Source organism: Streptomyces sp. NBC_01276, from assembly GCF_041435355.1.
Classification (GTDB): domain Bacteria; phylum Actinomycetota; class Actinomycetes; order Streptomycetales; family Streptomycetaceae; genus Streptomyces.
Genome location: NZ_CP108442.1, coordinates 7668044 through 7684472, shown reverse-complemented (window position 1 = coordinate 7684472; position 16429 = coordinate 7668044). Strand labels below are relative to the sequence as shown.

16 protein-coding genes are annotated in these 16429 nt (G+C 73.0%); 7 read left to right on the top strand and 9 right to left on the bottom strand.

Annotated elements, in window-relative coordinates; translation table 11 throughout:
• Positions 1 to 95: 95 nt before the first annotated feature.
• Positions 96 to 1271, bottom strand: a complete 1176-nt coding sequence (locus OG295_RS34475) for a hypothetical protein (protein WP_371680569.1) — start codon at positions 1269 to 1271, stop codon at positions 96 to 98.
• 289 nt (positions 1272 to 1560) lie between these two features.
• On the opposite strand from OG295_RS34475, the gene OG295_RS34470 reads away from it, so the two are divergent.
• The gene (locus OG295_RS34470; protein WP_371680568.1) at positions 1561 to 2499 is read left to right on the top strand and encodes a D-alanyl-D-alanine carboxypeptidase family protein; all 939 of its coding nucleotides are present in this window, start codon (positions 1561 to 1563) and stop codon (positions 2497 to 2499) included.
• A gap of 100 nt (positions 2500 to 2599) precedes the next feature.
• Here the strand turns inward: OG295_RS34470 and OG295_RS34465 are convergent, their stop codons facing one another.
• Positions 2600 to 2968 (bottom strand): hypothetical protein, encoded by a 369-nt coding sequence (locus OG295_RS34465; RefSeq protein ID WP_371680567.1) that lies wholly within the window; start codon positions 2966 to 2968, stop codon positions 2600 to 2602.
• A gap of 219 nt (positions 2969 to 3187) precedes the next feature.
• Here OG295_RS34465 and OG295_RS34460 point away from each other — a divergent pair, with 219 nt between their 5' ends.
• On the top strand, positions 3188 to 4372 hold the full coding sequence (locus OG295_RS34460; protein ID WP_371680566.1) for a copper resistance D family protein: 1185 nt from the start codon (positions 3188 to 3190) through the stop codon (positions 4370 to 4372).
• A gap of 69 nt (positions 4373 to 4441) precedes the next feature.
• Here the strand turns inward: OG295_RS34460 and OG295_RS34455 are convergent, their stop codons facing one another.
• On the bottom strand, positions 4442 to 4969 hold the full coding sequence (locus OG295_RS34455; protein ID WP_371680565.1) for a hypothetical protein: 528 nt from the start codon (positions 4967 to 4969) through the stop codon (positions 4442 to 4444).
• A gap of 279 nt (positions 4970 to 5248) precedes the next feature.
• Positions 5249 to 6358, bottom strand: a complete 1110-nt coding sequence (locus OG295_RS34450; protein ID WP_371680564.1) for a M20 family metallopeptidase — start codon at positions 6356 to 6358, stop codon at positions 5249 to 5251.
• Positions 6359 to 6541: 183 nt separating this feature from the next.
• Here OG295_RS34450 and OG295_RS34445 point away from each other — a divergent pair, with 183 nt between their 5' ends.
• Entirely contained in the window at positions 6542 to 8443 is a 1902-nt protein-coding gene (locus OG295_RS34445; protein WP_371680563.1) for a protein kinase, read from the top strand.
• A gap of 329 nt (positions 8444 to 8772) precedes the next feature.
• On the opposite strand, the gene OG295_RS34440 is transcribed toward OG295_RS34445, so the two are convergent.
• Genes OG295_RS34440 through OG295_RS34425 form a run of 4 tightly spaced genes read right to left on the bottom strand, consistent with a single transcriptional unit; the run spans position 8773 to position 12646 of the window.
• Complete coding sequence (locus OG295_RS34440; protein ID WP_371680562.1) at positions 8773 to 10344, bottom strand: amidase; 1572 nt, start codon at positions 10342 to 10344, stop codon at positions 8773 to 8775.
• Positions 10341 to 11558 (bottom strand): MAB_1171c family putative transporter, encoded by a 1218-nt coding sequence (locus OG295_RS34435; RefSeq protein WP_371680561.1) that lies wholly within the window; start codon positions 11556 to 11558, stop codon positions 10341 to 10343. The genes OG295_RS34440 and OG295_RS34435 overlap by 4 nt, the downstream gene beginning before the upstream one ends.
• 14 nt (positions 11559 to 11572) lie before the next feature.
• Positions 11573 to 12121 carry a hypothetical protein gene (locus OG295_RS34430; RefSeq protein WP_371680560.1) on the bottom strand — a complete coding sequence of 183 codons (549 nt, stop codon included), beginning with the start codon at positions 12119 to 12121 and terminating at the stop codon, positions 11573 to 11575.
• Between the two features lie 36 nt (positions 12122 to 12157).
• Positions 12158 to 12646: a hypothetical protein gene (locus tag OG295_RS34425; protein ID WP_371680559.1), complete on the bottom strand. Its 489-nt coding sequence runs from the start codon at positions 12644 to 12646 to the stop codon at positions 12158 to 12160.
• Positions 12647 to 12787: 141 nt separating this feature from the next.
• Between OG295_RS34425 and OG295_RS34420 the strand changes: the two genes are divergently transcribed.
• The 3 genes from OG295_RS34420 to OG295_RS34410 all read left to right on the top strand — a co-directional run bounded on the left by OG295_RS34420 (position 12788) and on the right by OG295_RS34410 (position 15171).
• On the top strand, positions 12788 to 13207 hold the full coding sequence (locus OG295_RS34420) for a tyrosinase family oxidase copper chaperone (RefSeq protein ID WP_371680558.1): 420 nt from the start codon (positions 12788 to 12790) through the stop codon (positions 13205 to 13207).
• Entirely contained in the window at positions 13204 to 14031 is an 828-nt protein-coding gene (locus OG295_RS34415) for a tyrosinase family protein (protein ID WP_371680557.1), read from the top strand. Before OG295_RS34420 ends, OG295_RS34415 begins: the two co-directional genes overlap by 4 nt.
• A gap of 132 nt (positions 14032 to 14163) precedes the next feature.
• Positions 14164 to 15171, top strand: coding sequence for an alpha/beta hydrolase (locus OG295_RS34410; RefSeq protein ID WP_371680556.1), 1008 nt, complete (start codon positions 14164 to 14166; stop codon positions 15169 to 15171).
• 13 nt (positions 15172 to 15184) lie between these two features.
• Here OG295_RS34410 and OG295_RS34405 read toward each other — a convergent pair whose 3' ends face one another.
• A complete protein-coding gene (locus tag OG295_RS34405) occupies positions 15185 to 15814 on the bottom strand; it encodes a VanZ family protein (RefSeq protein ID WP_371680554.1) in 630 nt (209 codons plus the stop codon).
• 371 nt (positions 15815 to 16185) lie between these two features.
• Between OG295_RS34405 and OG295_RS34400 the strand changes: the two genes are divergently transcribed.
• Entirely contained in the window at positions 16186 to 16380 is a 195-nt protein-coding gene (locus tag OG295_RS34400; RefSeq protein ID WP_280916048.1) for a thiopeptide-type bacteriocin, read from the top strand.
• Positions 16381 to 16429 lie beyond the last annotated feature (49 nt).

The following is a 16429-nucleotide window of genomic DNA, read 5'->3' as shown; positions in this document are numbered from 1 at the left end:
ATACGTTAACCCGCCGTTCCGTGCCGGGGCACGGCGGCCCCGGCACGGGGGGGGGAACCGGCGGCCCGGAGCGGCCGGTTCCCCCCGGGCCGGCGTCAGGAGCAGCCGGGTACCGTGCCGGCGCAGTTCGCCGGCGCGTTGCCGGTGATGTCGCTCTCCGTGAGGACCACCTCGGCCCCGGCCGAGTTGTGCGTGCCGCCGCCGGTGCGGGCGGCGCGGTTCTCCGAGACGTTCGTGTGGTCGAGCGTCAGGCGGGTGGACACGGAGCCCTCTTCCTGGAGGTTGCGGATGCCTCCGCCGTCCCGGCCGGCCTGGTTCCCCTCGACCTCGCTCTCCTTCAGCATCGCGGCGCCTTCGTTGCCGAGGGCGCCGCCGTCCCTGCCCGCCTTGTTGTCCACGAAGGCCGTCCCGTGGACTTCCAGCGTCGCGATCCCGCCGTTGTCCACGGCTCCGCCGTCGAGGCCCGCACGGTTCTCCAGGAACCTGCTGTCCTCGATCCGGGCGGAGCCCAGGTTGCCGATGGCTCCGCCGGCGTCGCGGGCCTCGTTCTGCTTGAAGTGACTGGACTCGACGATCAGCGTGCCCCGGTTCCGCACGCCGCCGCCGTCCCCGTCCGCCGTGTTGCCCGCGACGATGCTCTTCCTGAGCGTGAGCAGGCCGGTCCCGCCGTTGTCGACGCCGCCGCCGTGGCCGGATCCGGACGATGCGGAAGTGGCGGTGGAGGTGGCCACGTTGGTGAGCACCTCGCTGTGGACGAGCGTCACCTCGCCGCCCTCGTTGGAGATGCCCCCGCCGTCCCCGCCGGCCCGGTTGCCGACGACCTTGCTGTTCTCCACCCACAGCGTTCCCTCGTTGGCGATGCCGCCGCCGTCGCCGTCGGTGTGGCCGCCGGTCACGGTGACGCCCTTCAGGGTGAGCCGGCCGCGCTCGTTCACCGCGAGGATCCGGAAGCGGGGCACTCCCCCGCGTACGGAGCGGATCAGGGTCGTGTGCTCGCCGATGAGGGAGATCCTGCCCGTGACGGCGGGCAGGGCGGTGCCCGAGTTCCCGTAGCCGTCCTCGAAGCGGTAGGCGCAGTTCTCCGCCAGGGTGATCGTGGCGCCTTCGGGCCGGGCGTTCGCCCGGTTGACCGCGGTGACGAGTCCCGCGGAGTCACCGCATGCCACGCCGATGCTCAGCGGGGCCGGCGCCGCCGCGGCGGGGGCCGGCGCGGCGCACAGGCCGACGCCCGCCACCACGGCGGATCCGGCGAGCAGGAGTCGGTTCTTCATGTGCGGTTCCCTCATCCTCGGTTCCGGGGCCGGCTGCCGGGCAGCCACCGTCACGACGCACCAGAGGTACCGGTCGAGCGCGGGGGCCCCCGGCACCCCGGTCCGGACATCCCGAAAGTTCATGCGGACAGCGGTCGCCCTTTCGGCGAACGGAGCTCCGCGGGGGCCCGATCCGGATCCGCCGGTGCAGCGGTATGCCCAAGACCGCGCCCGACTGCGTACCCTCCCGGTGGGCGCGGGCGCAGCGGCGCTCCGCCCCTCCCTCTCTTCTCCCACCACGGGGGCCGACTTGATCACACATCTGCTCCGCCGCGCACGCGGGGCACTCGCCGTCACCATCGCCGCCGGAGCCCTGCTCACGGTGTCCGTGCCGGCCCACGCCGCCGCCGCGCCGCCCCTCACCGCCGCCGGCGCCTTCCTCCTCGACGCGTCCTCCGGGGCCACGCTCACCTCCAAGGCCCCCGACACCAGGCGCCAGATGGCAAGCACCACGAAGATCATGACGGCGGCGGTGGTGACCACCCTGCCCGGCCTGAACCTCGACCGGAGGGTCACCGTCAAGCAGGAGTACCTCGATTACGTCTACCGGGAAGGGGCGAGTTCGGCCCAGCTCAAGGCGGGCGCCACCCCGACGGTCCGTCAGCTGCTGTACGCCATGATGCTGCCCTCGGGCTGCGACGCGGCGTACGCGCTCGCGGACACGTTCGGCTCGGGCTCCACCATCGCCGCCCGCAAGGCGGACTTCATCGCGAAGATGAACGCCAAGGCGAAGGCACTGGGCATGACCAACACCCTCTACGACACCTTCGACGGCATCTCACCGACCGGGAACAACCGCACCACCCCGCGCGACCTCGCCAGGCTCACCCGGTACGCGATGACCAACACCCTGTTCCAGAGCCTGGTGAAGACCACGTCGTACAGCAGCGGCGGCACCTCCGCCCTCGGCACCTGGAGCAACACCAACCTCCTGGTGCAACCGCGCCCCACCGGATACGGCTACCCGGGCGCGATCGGCGTCAAGACCGGCACCGGCACGGCGGCGGGCAAGTGCCTCGTCTTCGCGGTGAACCGCAACGGCAAGACGATCATCGGCGTCCTGCTGAACGACGAGGAACGCTACGCCGACTCCATGGCCCTGTCCGACTGGGCCCTCGGCGCGGCCGCCGGCTCCAAGGCCGCGCTCCAGCGCAGCAGCGCGGATCCGGTCCCGGACGTCCGCGACTGACCGGGACGGTGCGCAGCGGACGCCGCTCCGCGCCCGCCCCACGCATCGGCGCCCGCCCCCTCCGTCACCGGAGGGGGCGGGCGCCGGCGCGTCGACGGGGTCAGGAGACGCGCTTCAACGTCCACGCGTTGTTGTTGAAGCCGCCGTTCGCGGCGTAGACGCAGCTGCCGCTGTAGTACGAGCCGGTCTGGATCCAGCCGACGGGCTGGTAGGTGGAGGCGCAGGCCTGGACCACCGTGCCGACGGGGAGGCCGGTCAGCTGCTTGATCTGCTTGATGTTCGGGTTGAAGCTCTGCGTGCCGCAGCTCGCGCTGTACCCCCAGCTCACGTCGACGTAGCCGGTGGGCGTGACCACGCTCGCGCAGGAGGTCGTGACGTCCCCGGGGGCCGCCTGGGCGGGGGCCGCGGTCAGGGCGAACATCGCTGCGGCGCCGGCCAGGGCCATGCCGGTGGTGCGGAGGCGGGTCATGGGTGGTGACTCCTTCGGGTGATGGACGGCCGGTCGGGCCAGGAGCAATTAGTACGGCCCGAACATCCGTTCCCGATAGCAGGTTTCCGGCCCAAACCACACCACACCGATCCGGCCGCGGAGCAAACCGCCGGCCCCGCACAACTGCGGATGATTCATCAGATAACGGCTTGAACCCATCTGCCGGAAACCGTTGGAACTTAGGTTAGCCTGCCCTTTATGAATCTCATACACCTGGCTGCCTCGACCGGCTACACCACACCTCCCCTGTGGCGCGTCCTCACCAAGAGCGGCTACTTCGCCGGCCTCTGCGCAACCATCGGCGCGACGGTGACGTACGCCGCGTCGGTGCGCCCCGCCCTGAAGGGGGCCGACGTCCCGCACGAGGACGCCGAGGTGACCAGACACAGAACCGCCGGCTACCTGGCCTGGGCCGGAGTCGTCCTGCTCGTCGCGGGCTACTTCCAGCTCGCGGGCCGGGTGGCCCGCTCCGGCAAGGGCATGCCGTTCGGTGACGCCCTCGCTCCGGGCAGGATCGCGGACTTCCTCACGGCGCCCGCCGGGAAGGGGGCGTGGATCGCCCAGGGCACGCTCTACCTCGTCCAGAACGTCGTGCTGGTCCTCGCCGCGGCCGTCCTGATCGCCCTGTTCCTCCCCAAGGCACGCCGGCACACGGACGCCCTGGTCCTCACCGCGCTGCCCCTGACGCTCGCGATCACCCTCGTCGCGGCGGTCCCGGCCACCAAGCCGAAGGACGCGGACAAGGTCCTGGACCTCGTCTTCGGCCAGGCCCACATCATCAGCGGCGTGGTGTGGATCGGCGGCCTCGCGCTCCTCGCGGCGCTCTCCGCCTCCCGCGGCCGGCTGGGCGAGAACGCCGGCGCGCTCTGGGCCGACATCTGGCGGCGCTTCTCCCTCGTCGCCCTGATCTGCGTCGGCGCGGTGTTCACCTCCGGCCTGTGGATGAGCTGGAAGCACGTCGGGGCCGTCAGCCAGCTGTGGACGACGACCTACGGGCTCTTCCTCCTCGTCAAGATCCTCCTGGTCCTCGGCATGGTCACGGCCGGCGGCGTCAACCAGTTCTGGCTCATGCCCCGCATCGTCAAGGCCCGCCGCGACGACGACCGGACCTCGCTCACGCACCTGACGCTGCGGCACTTCCCGAAGGTGATCTGGGGCGAGGTCGCCCTGGGGATCGCCGTCCTCGCCGTCGTCCCCTTCCTCGGCGGCTCGGCCCGCAACGAGGCGGGCAGCGAGGCCGCCGTGTCGAGCGGCGGCGTCTTCGCCCTGGGCGCCGTCCTCGTGCTCACCCTCGTGGCCTCGCTCTACATGACGGTCCGGACCTCGGACGCCCTCGCCCGCCGCACGGCCGCGCCCACGGCGACGCCCACGCCCACGGGCTGACGCCGACGGGCCCACGCCGCGGCGCCGAAGCCGCCGCCCGCTGTCCCCCCGCCGCGCGAGCGGCCCGCGTCAGCGCGCGCGGCGGGGGCCGCCGCGCTGGGGGCGGCGGCGCGGGACGGCCTCCGGGGCCGCCTCCGGCGAGGAGAACCCGCCGGCCACGGCCACGCGCGCCGGGGCGGATTCGGCCGAGGGCTGCGTCCTCGGCGCGGGCGCCTGGCCCTGGGCCCGCCCGAGGACGGTGATGTGGTGGATGAGGCGTGCGCAGGCCTGGCAGATTTCGGCGAGCGTCCAGACCTGCCCCACGGCCGGGTTGTGGATGAGGACGAGCAGGGGCGATCCGGTGCAGGACGCCCGGCTGTCCTCGTGGTAGGAGCAGTCGGCCGCGCGGCAGGCACACGCGGCGTTCGGACGTACGGTGGCCAGCCGGGCGTGCGCCCTGATGTGCTCGGCGGCGAAGCGCCGCATGGCCACGGTGTCCTTGGAACGGGGCGGCATACGGCACGCCCCCGTGCTGCAGGTGACGGAGACGGTGTGGTCCGCGTGGCCGGTCAGGCGGACCGTCCAGGTCCGTCCGGCGACGCGCGATGCGGGCAACATGGTCATAGGGAAACCGTTCGTTCACGAAATGCGGTGGTGTGTGCCCTGGTCGGCGGTCTCAGGTGCGGGGCGGGGGATCCGACGCGGCGGGCTCGGCGGGCCCGGCGCGTGGGCGGCGAGCGCGTGTCGAGGTGGCTGTCGCACGTCGTGCGGGGCACGGGCCGTAGACGGCCTACTGATGTTTTCGCACGTGGGCGGTGGGCTGTCAACGGAGCTACCCCACATCGGCGCAGCGGGCGTCACCCGCCGGGCCGTGTCCGGCGCCCGGAGGTGGCGCGCTCACGCCTCCCGGGAGGCGCGGATCGCCTCGACCAGCCCCGTGACGAGGTGGGCGCGCGGCACCATGGCGTCGACCACCAGGTATTCGTGATCGGCGTGGGCGCCGCCGCCGACCGCCCCCAGCCCGTCGAGGGTGGGTACGCCCAGTGCCGCCGTGAAGTTGCCGTCGCTGCCGCCGCCGACGGCCTTGCCCTCGATGCCCGGCTGGAGGCGCCGGGCCACCTCGAAGAGTTCCGCCGAGGCCGATTCCGGCATCGGGGGCCGGCCCACGGCGCCCCGGACCGAGATCCGCGCCTCGTCCAGGTGCGGGACCAGTGCGGCGAACGCCGACTCGATCCGCTCCTTCTCCGCGTTCGACTCGACCCGTACGTCGACGATCACGGTCGCCTCCGCCGGAACCACGTTGTCCAGGGTCCCGGCCGATGCCACGGTCGGCGTCACGGTCGTCCCGGCCTCCGGCCGGTTCAGCGCGGCGATGTCCAGTACCTGGTGGGCCGCCTCGACCAGCGCGTTCACCCCGGCCGCGGGCTCCAGCCCGGCGTGCGAGGCCCGGCCGGTGATGGACACCTGGAAGGTGCCGCACCCCTTGCGGCCGGTCTTGAGTCCCCCGCCGTCGGCCGCGCCCTCGAACACCAGCACCGCACCGCAGGCGCGGGCCCGCTCCTCGATCAGCGCGCGGGAGGATCCGGAACCGACCTCTTCGTCGGCGGTCACCAGGATCTCCACGCCCGACAGGTCGTCCAGCGCGGCCAGTCCGTGCACGGCCTGCACCAGTCCGCCGAGCATGTCGAAGACGCCGGGTCCCGTCGCGCGCCCGTCCGCCACGCGGAACGGCCGCCGCTCCAGCGTGCCCAGCGGGAACACCGTGTCGTGGTGGCCGAGGATCAGCACCCGGGGAACGCCTCCGCCGGACCAGTGCACGTGCGGCCCGGCCTCGCTCTCCACCAGGACGGCCCGCCCGCCCAGGCGGCCCTCGATGACCTCCGCCACCGTCTTGGCCGACGCGCCCAGGGCGTCGAGATCACGCGACGGTGACTCGACCTCGACCAGCGTCCGCAAGTCGTCGAGCATCGAGTCGACCCGCACGTCGACGCTCTTGTGCATCCTCATGCCCCAAGGATACGTGGCGCGCCCCGGCCGCGCGGACCTGGCCCCGGCGGGTGTCGCGGCGCCGGCGGCCCCGTGCCGCGCGTACCCGCGGGCCCTCGCAAGTGCGCTCCCCCACACCCTCGTTGGTCCTTCCGGGGCATCGGGTAGCTTTCTGGCAACTGATTCCGATGCTACGGGGCTGACGTGTTGGAGCTGAGGGGGAGCGGGGCCGAGCCGCTGGAGGCGGAGGACCCGCGTCGGATCGGCGCGATCGCGCTGGCGGGCCGGCTCGGGGCCGGCGGGATGGGGCGGGTGTACCTCGGGGTCCACGAGGGCCGGTACGTCGCCGTCAAACAACTGCTGGCCTCCGTGGTCGGGGAGGACGCGGACTTCCTGCGCCGTTTCGGGCACGAACTCGACAACCTGGCCCGGCTGCCCGCCGGTGCCACCGCGCCGCTGCTCGCGAGCGACCGCGAAGCACGGCCGCCGTGGTTCGCGACCTCGTACGTGCCCGGCCTCACCCTGCGGGAGGCCGTCGAACTGAACGGGGGCCCGCTGCCCGCGACGGCCCTGTGGGCGCTGCTGCGGGAGGCGGCGGCGGGCCTGGCGGCCGTGCACGCGCTGGACATGGTGCACCGGGACGTGAAGCCGTCGAACGTCATGCTGACCCTCGACGGGCTGACCCTCATCGACTTCGGCGTGGCCCGGGCGGCCGAGCAGAGCCAGCTGACCAGGACCGGCATGGTCGTGGGCACACCCGCCTACATGGCGCCCGAGCAGGCGTCGGGCAAGCGGGCGGTGAGCGGCGCCACCGACGTGTTCGCCCTCGGTTCCGTCCTCGCCTACGCGGCCTCCGGGCGGCCGCCGTTCGGTGAGGAGTCGGGGCACGGTGTGCTGTACCGCATCGTGCACGAGGAACCCGGCCTGGAGCCGTTGCGGGAGGTGGATCCGGACCTCGCCGAGCTGGTCGCCTCCTGCCTCGACAAGGATCCCGAGAGCCGGCCCACGGCCGCCGAACTCCTCGAACGCGCCTCGCGGCACGCGCCGGGCGACGGACCTCCGTGGCCGGGAACGATCGCCGAGCGGCTGGCCGAGCGGGCCGCCTTCGCGGCCCGGGTACAGGAACTCGACGTACCGACGCTGCCGTTGTCCGGCGACGCGTCCGGGCCGGAGCCGGAGGTGAGGACGGAGCCGGAGAAGGCGCCCGGCGCGGAGGCCGCCCCGGAGGTCACCCCGGGGGCCGGTTCGCGGCCGGAACGTCCCGGTCGGCGCCGCCGTACCCGTGTGTTCCTCGCCGTCCTGCCCGTCGTGGTGGTCGCGGGCGGGACGACCCTGGCGATCCAGCACCTTCCGTACACCGCCTCACCGCGGGCCGGGGCGGAGCGCACTGCGCTCCCCTCCCTGTCGGCCCCGGCGGGCGCGGCACCGTCGGCGTCGGGATCCGGTCCGTCGGGCGCGGCGTCGCCCGGGCCCTCCGCGCCCTCGGGATCCCCCGGAGCATCGCCCGGCCCGGACGGCGGGGCGGGCGCGTCACCTCCCGGTACGGGCGCTCCTGCGGCCGCGGCCGGGGGCGGCGCGGGGACCGGCACCGGGGCCGGGGCCGGGGCCGGGGGCAACGCCGGTGGCCAGGACGGATCGGGGGGTTCCGGGAACGGCGGGAACGCGGGCGGGAGCGGCACGTCGCGTCCTCCCGCCGGTGGCGCCTCGACGGCACCCGAGGTCCCGCCGGCACCGCCTGCGGCCCCGTCCGGTACGGGCCGCTACCGCAACGGCAACGACGGCACCTGCGTCACCCAGGTCTTCGGCGCCTCAAGCGCCGGGGACTGCGCCGACGCGACGGCCCGCTGGACGGTTCGCGGCAGGGGCGACGGCAGCTTCAAGCTGGCCAACCAGCAGACCGGGCAGTGCCTGTACTCCAACGGTCTCAACCAGGCCGTCTTCGTCGGCGACTGTGCCCAGGACGTCGGGCGCGTGTGGCGGTCGGGGGCGGACGGCAGCCTGCGGTCGGACCTCGGCGGCGGCTGCCTCGACCTGGGCATGACCAGCGGTCTGGTGACCTCCACCTGCGCCGGACACGCCTCGCAGCGCTGGACGAAACAGTCCTGACGGGGCGTGGCCCGGCCCGGCCCACGGCAGTCGGCGCGGCCGAGGGCACGGTCGGCGGCGCGGTCCTCGGCACTGTCGTCGGCGCGGTTCCTGGAACCGACGCGGGGGACCGCCTCCCGGCATCGGGACGCGGGGTACTAGGATGATGATCGCAGGGCCCGGATACCGCATCCCCCGTCGGTATCCGGGCCCTTCATGTCTTGGCGGGGCCGTCGGCCCGGCGGAAGGCAGTACGGAGGGGCCCCGGGAGAACCCGGGGCCCCTCCGTCATGCGGGCTCGTCCCGCCCCACCCCCGTGGGGGCAGAACGAGCCCGGTCTCGGGGCCCGCTCAGCCGGTGAAGGCGGGCGGACGCACGGGATCGGGGAGCCGGCGTGCCAACTCCCCGGCGAGGGCGACGACCGTGCGGTCGGCCAGGTAGGGGCCGATGATCTGCACGGCGAGCGGCAGCCCTTCGGCGGTCCGGCCCGCGGGCATGACCAGGGCCGGGAGCGAGACGTGGCCGGCCAGGTTCAGCCAGGCCGTCTGGTCGAAGTACGGGCGCTTCACGCCGTCGACGGTGATGTACCGGCCCGGGACGGGCGTGTCCGTCTGGTCGTCGACGGCGGCCGTCGGCGCGGCCGGGGTGATCAGGACGTCGTGGGTGGCGAAGTAGTCGGTCCAGCGGCCGCGCAGTTCCTCGCGTTCCTCGTTCGCGCGCAGCCAGTCCCGGTGCCGCATGGTCCGCGAGTGCAGGAAGAGCCCTCGGGGGTCGTCGGCGGGGATCTTGTCGGCGGCCGCGACGTCCTCGTCGAATCCGGCGTCGGGGGCGGTGGCGCTCGCCGTGGCGTACATGAGGCGCTGGAACAGCCGGTCGCTGCCGGCGAGGTCCACCGGCCGGGCGGTGTCGTCGACGGTGGCCCCGGCGGACCGCAGGAGTGCGGCGACCCGTTCCAGGAGCTTCCGGGTGTCCGCGTCGACGTGGCAGTACGGATCGTCCTGCCACAGGCCGACGCGGTACTCCGCGAGACGGCTCCGGCGCGGCGCCGGGAGGTCGATCCGCCAGGCCGCGGCGTCGGCCGGGGAGGGGGCGGCGAGGACGTCGAGGAGGAGGTCCAGGTCCTCGGCGTCGCGCGCGATCGGCCCGAGGGTGAGCATGTCGGAGCTGGTGAGCCAGCCGGGCGGGCGCGGGATGTGCCCGCGGGTGGGAACGATCCCGCCGCTGGGCCGCAGCGCGTACACGCCGCAGTAGGCGGCCGGGAGGCGGAGCGAGCCCGCGAGGTCGGAGCCGACTTCGAGGCTGGTCAGGCCCGCGGCGACGGCGGCGGCCGGCCCGCCGGAGGACCCGCCGGCGGTCTTCGTGCCGTCGTGGGGGTTGCGGGTCCTGCCGAAGAGGGGGTTGGAGGTCTGCAGGTCCTGGCACATCGCGGGGACGTTCGTCTTGCCGACGATGACGGCGCCGGCGGCGCGCAGGCGCGCCACGGTGTCGGCGTCGCGGCCGGGGACGTGGTCGGAGAGGTCCGGGGAGCCGCAGGTGGTGCGGAGCCCCTTGGTCTCCAGGGCGTCCTTGAGGGTGATGGGCAGGCCGTGGAGGGCGCCGAGCGGTTCGCCGGTCGCGGCGAGGTGGCGGTCGGCCGCGTCGGCCGCCGCGCGTGCTCCGTCGGCGTCGAGGGTGACGACGGCGCCCAGGCCGGGGTTGGTCCGCTCGATGTGCGCCAGGGTCTGCTCCAGCAGGGCCCGGCTGGTGACGGTGCGCCGGCGCAGCGCGCCGAGCTGTTCGTGGGCGGGCGCGAGGTGCAGGTCCGCGCGCGGGGGGCGGGCGGCGCCGCCGGCGCGGTTGCGCGCGGCCGCGGGTGTGGCGGCCATGGCCGCCGCCGCGGCGACGGCCGTGCAGGCGACGATCAGGGTGCGGCGGAGGATCACGAGCGGGCTCCTGAGGTGATGCCGCGGGAGGCGTCGCGGCGCTCGGGCGTGGGCGGGGTGAAGTAGGAGGCGACGCGCTGGAGGTGGAGCAGTTCGTCCTCGGTGGTGGCGAGGGGCAGTGCGGCGTCGGCGAACTCGGCGGGTGTGGCGACGGGGTCGTCGGCCCCGTGACGGACGAGGGCGGCGTGGATCTGGTCGGCGGTGACGGCAGCGACGAGTTCGGCGCCGGTGAGGCCTTCGGCGCGGCGGCGGTCCTCGGCGTGTTCCCGGGCCGTCGGGTCGAGGTAGCGGCGCATCAGTTTCTGGCCCTGGCGGATCTCGACGCGGCGGCGCAGCAGGGGGAAGTGGGCGCTGCGGCCCCGCAGGACGTCCTGGCGCTGGCGGGCGGGGCGGCGCAGGGTGATGCCGGGGTCGGCCCGGTCGAGGGCGGTCCAGAGGGGGGCCAGGCGTCGGTAGCGCAGGTGTGCGGTGCTCCAGCCGACGGCGCTGGTGGTGCGCCGGGCGACGGTGGGGATGAGGTAGCCGATCTGGGTGAGGGTGGCTCCGATGTCCCCGCAGGCCCAGGCGAATCCGTTGAGCCCGTCGACGCTGAATCCGGTGTAGGCCCCGACGACGGCGGCGATGCGGATGCCGCTGTAGCCGAGGGTGATGGCCGCGCCGACGGCGACGAGGCGCAGGCTGAAGGCGATGGAGCGGTCGGTGGCGGTGCGGGCGTACTTCCAGCAGGAACGCGCCAGGTAGATCTCGGCGGCGCTGTACATGCCGAAGTAGAGGAGGACGTACGCCTGGAAGACCGGGTCGTGGGCGTAGTAGAGGGAGAAGTCGGTGGGCCGGGTGGTGGCCGGGGTGAGCAGGGCGAACAGCACGGCCATGGCGGCGATGACGGCCCCTGCGGCGAGGAGCAGGTGGCGGCTGCGGCGGCGGGCCGCGTCGAGCGGCTTGGACCAGTGGGCCAGGACGGTGGCCTGGAGCGCGAGGACGAGCATGACGAAGCCCTGGGCGATCGGCACGACGATGTTGGGGACGCCGAGGAGGCCGTCGATCCGCACCCAGACGGGGGTGAGGGAGACGGCGTAGCTGAGCGCGGAGAAGCCGTAGGTGAAGGCCAGGGCGACGAGCGCGGGATCGCGGCGGCTCCCCCGCAGATCGCGGAAGAGGATCAGGAAGCCCGTACCGGCGATGGCCAGGCACAGGGGGTGAAGTACGTCTTTCACGGGTCCCTATTCGGTCAGCGCAGCAGCGTGCGGGCTATGGGGTCGGCTTCCGGGGTGTCCGCGGCGCGTACGGGGGTGGCGATGCGCTCCTGGAGGAGGGAGCCGAGCAGTTCGGCTTCGAACTCCTGCGGCTCGTTGTAGCGGGTCCGGCCGAGGACGAGTTGGACGGTGGCGGGGTCGATGTCGGTGATGAGTCCGCCGAGGTTGCCCGCGGCGAGGGGGGTGTCCCCGCGGTGGCGTCCCAGCATGTGGCCGAACTCGTGGCCGACGATGATCTCGGCGTGGGCGCGGCTGATGGCCGTGTCGTAGAAGACGTAGTCCGTGTCGCCGGTGGCGAGCCACAGGCCGCAGGGGGCGGAGGCGTCGAGCGAGTCGGGGTCGGCCGGGTCCGAGGCGAACGGCATGAGCTTGATCGAGCGGTCGAAGCGTTCCTCCATGAACGGGACGAGGTCCAGGACGCTGTCGACCGCGGGAAGACCGAGACCGTCCACGAACGCGCGGTTGCGGCGCTCGACCTCGTCGGCCTCGCGGTCGGCGGTGCGCTTACGACGCCTGGGCCACATGGGGCTTCCCCTTCCCGTACGGGCGGCGGACGCTGGTCACGACAGGTCCCTTTCGGGATCGGCGGGCAGACCTTCCTCTTTCCGTACGGCTTCGAGGGCCGCCAGCACCTTGCGCTGGCCGGCGGCGGAGACGCCCATGGCGCGCAGGGCGATCTGCTCGACCCCGTTCTCCTTCAGTCTGCGCAGGATCTCGAACTGGGTGGTGATCCTGCGGGTGACCTCGTCCTCGACGAAGTAGGAGGCCTCGACGCCGAAGAACCGGGCGAGCAGGGGAACCATGGTGATGGTGGGGGTCCGCTTGCCCGCGCGCAGGTAGCTGATGTGGGAGCGGGTGTAACTGTCCTCGCCGTAGGACGAGATGGTGCGGGCCACGTGGGCGTTGGTGTACTCCTCCGCTCCCGGTGGGCGGACCCGGTCGAAGAGGAAGTTGAGGCGGTCGCTGAAGGGGGCCCCGGGGCCCGGAACCGGTACCCGGCCCGATCGTGTCGCGTCCGGTCCCTCGGGACTGACGTCTGAGTCCGCCACTGCGTACCGCTCCCTTTCATCAGGCGTAACTATAGTTGACGCCCGTTGCGCGTAACTATAGTTGACGATCCGGGGGCCGGGTCTACGCAGGGGCGCCGCTCAACCGCGCACGGGCTTCTGATACTTCTACAAGCCATGGACATGATCACTCGAAGACAAGCCTTCGGCATCGCCGTCGGCGCGGCCGCCGCCGTGGGGCTGACGGCCTGCGACAAGGGGGGCTCCGGCTCCGCCGCGGCGAGCGCCTCCCCGAACGCCAAGGCCTCCGGCTCGGCGCTCTCCATACCCACCGGCGGCATCGACGAGGTCTACGAGGGCCGCCGCATCCAGATCACCCTCGACCCGGGCGCCCACCACGACGGCCAGCACATGCCGGGACTGCCGACCATCAAGATCGACGGCAAAGAGCTGCACCTCATGCGCAACGCCGACAACAGCTGGGTCACCGTGGTCAACCACTACGAGACCTTCGCCGATCCCGTCTCGGCCGCCAAGGCCGCCGTACGCGACCTCCAGGGCGCGAACCTGATCCCCTTCACCCCGAAGGGAGAGGCCCTGTGACCGTCCGCAAGAGCCAGTCGAAGCTGACCGCCGAGGAGAAGCGCGCCTTCACCAACGCGCTCCTCGAACTCAAGCGCACCGGCGTCTACGACCGCTACGTGAACGCCCACAACAGCTTCCTGATGAGCGACAGCGACTTCGGCGACCGGGTCGGCCACCGCGCCCCCTCGTTCCTCCCCTGGCACCGCCGCTTCCTGCTCGACTTCGAGTCGGCCCTGCAGAAGGTGGACCCGAAGGTCTCGCTGCCGTACTGGGACTGGACCGTGGACCGCACGGCGTCCTCCTCCCTGTGGGCCGCCGACTTCCTCGGCGGCACCAACCGGGCCCGCGACGGGCAGGTGCTCGACGGACCCTTCGCGTACGCGGGGGGCAAGTGGGCCATCACGGTCGGCGTGGACGCGCGCACGTACCTGCGGCGCACCCTCGGCGCGGGCGGCGCCCAGCTGCCGACCAAGGACGAGGTCAACTCCGTGCTCGCCATGCCGACGTACGACTCGGCCCCGTGGAACAGCACCTCGGGCGGGTTCCGCAACCACCTGGAGGGCTGGCGCGGCCCCGGTCTGCACAACAAGGTGCACGTGTGGGTGGGCGGGCACATGGCCAGCGCGGCGTCGCCCAACGACCCGGTGTTCTGGATGCACCACGCCTTCATCGACATGCTGTGGTCGGAGTGGCAGCGCCGGAACCCCAAGTCCGCGTACCTGCCCGCCGCACCCACGGCGAACGTGGTGGACTTCCACGGCAAGCTGCGGCCGTGGAACGACGTGACGCCGGCGGACCTGATGGACCACCGCAAGTTCTACACCTTCGACACCGAGCGGTAGTGCGCGGCGGGGCGCCGGCGTGGTGTTGATCACGCCGCGCCCCGCGGGCCGGGGCGGAACCGCCCGGCGCGGAAATGACTCTTCCTCCCCGATTGTAGTTTTGGTGATGTTTGACGGGTTTGGAGTCATCGAGTGAAGTCCCGGTCCACATTCCTGGCGCCCGCCGCCCTCCTGGCCTCCTCCCTGCTCGTGGCGGGCTGCTCCAGCGGCCCCACGGAGGCCTCGTTCAACGGGAAGGCCCCCGCCAAGGAGTCCAAGGGCGGGCAGAGCGCGGCGCCGCAGGTGCCCTCCAACGTCCAGATGCCGACGAACGTCCGCAAGTGGAACCTCCAGCGCGAGCTGAGTGACGGCACGCAGGTGATGTGGACCACGCTCAAGGGGCCGAAGTCGGGCTTCGAGGGCCGGGTGTGGGCCTGGGTGCCGAAGCAGTACAAGGAGAAGAAGTACGAGAACAGCGCGTTCCCGGTGCTGACGGCGCTGCCGGGCGCCTCCGGCTATCCGACGAACTACTGGTTCGGGGCCGACTTCAAACTCCAGGAGCGGATCGCGCAGCAGGTCGAGGCGGGCAAGTCCCTGCCGTTCATCGTGATGATGCCGGTCCTGAACGCCAAGCTGGACCAGTACTGGGACGGCAGCGACATCCCCGGGCAGCCGAAGATGGGCACCTGGATGTCCGACGACGTACCGGACCTGGCGCGCGAGAACTTCCGCACCTACAAGGACCCCAAGGGGTGGGGCTTCTTCGGCTCCTCGGCGGGCGGTTACGTCGGCATGAAGATGGTCCTGCAGTACCCGGACCGGTTCAGCACGGCGGTCGCGGGCGGGCCCGACACCGCGCCCGATTCGCCGTTCTGGAAGGACCACGAGCCGGAGAGGCTCGCCAACGACCCCGGCCGGCTCGCGGAGCAGCTCGCCAAGAAGAGCGGCCCGAAGGTCCACATCTCCTTCCTGCTCGGCGACAAGGAGGAGGGGGCGAAGGTGAAGGCCTTCAAGGAGAAGATCGGCAAGGGCCCCGTCGAGACGGACCTGCACATCATCCCCAACGCCGGGCACGACGGCTACAAGTACGCCGACGGCCTGTTCCAGGGACCCCTGGAGTGGATCAGCAAGCGCATGATCGGGCCGGTTCCCGGCGCCTGACCCCGCTCGGCCCTCAGGGCTCGCCGTCACCCGTCGCGGACGGGGGCGGCAGCGCGGGCGCCGCGGGGCCGCGACGGGGCCGGCGCTGCCACCAGTGGTGGCGGCGCGGGTGGACCGCGCGGCTCGCGCGGCGGCCGAGGAGGAGATAACCGAGGAGCGCGCCACCGGTGTTGAGGATGACGTCGTCGACGTCGAAGGCCCGGCCCGTCACCAGCGCGCCCTGGATGAGCTCCACGAGCGTCATCACGACGGCCGTCGGGAACGCCACGCGCAGCAGACCGCGGGTCCGCGGCAGGAGGACGGGCAGGAGCACCCCGAACGGGACGCCGAGCAGGAGGTTTCCACCGAGCTGCTCGGCGGCCTCCCGGGCCGGCGCGCCGTCGAGGTAGGCCCTGATCGACGCACCCGGGCGGACGTTGCCGTGCACGAGGCCGGCCGACGCCGCGGACGGTTCGAGGGTGACGCGGGCCAGGGCGATGCCGAACAGGACGGTTCCGGCGAACGCGGCGAGCATCGCCAGGGCGCGCACGAGCGGACGGGCGGGCGGGGGCTGCGACGGCGGCGGGGCGGCGGCCTTCCGCACTCCGCGGCGCCGGGCGCGGCCCCGCCTCGCGGAGGTGGCGGTGTCCTTCGGCACGTCCACTGGTCCACTCCCTCCGGGTCGTTCCGGTTCCGGCGGGGCGGCTGCCCCGGGACCGCGCGTGTACCCCGTCGCGGAGCGTCCACGCGGTCCGCCCGCCGGGGACGGCGGGGTTCCACGGAGCCTGGGCCGGGGCGGATCGAGACCGGGTGGCCGAATATCGACGGAAGCCCGGCGGAGTCCCCCTCGACCGCCCCCGACCGGCCCGCGAATCCACCACCTTTCGGTCAACTTCCTCGACTTCACGTCCAGTTACATCGGAATGTCGAAATGCGTCCGCTGCGCCCGGATCACCCCGGGAGCTACCGTTGCGCTCGCTCGTCCGTCATATGGATCCAGCCATCACACGTAGTCCCACGACCCTGGGAGTTCTCATGGCAGATTTCGACGCGGCCACGTCCTTCGAGGCCCACGACCTGGACCTCGGCGGCATCACCGTCACCGCGATGCGCGACACCGCGGGCGTTTCGGCCCTCGCGGCGGCCTCGTCCACCTCCACCTGTGGCATTCCCACCGCCACCGCCTGTCAGTGCAGCCACCAGCAGCCCCACCTTCCCGGCGTGGTCTGAGCGTGACCCGCTGACGCCCGTCCCGGCCCCGTGCGCAGCGGCCGGGACG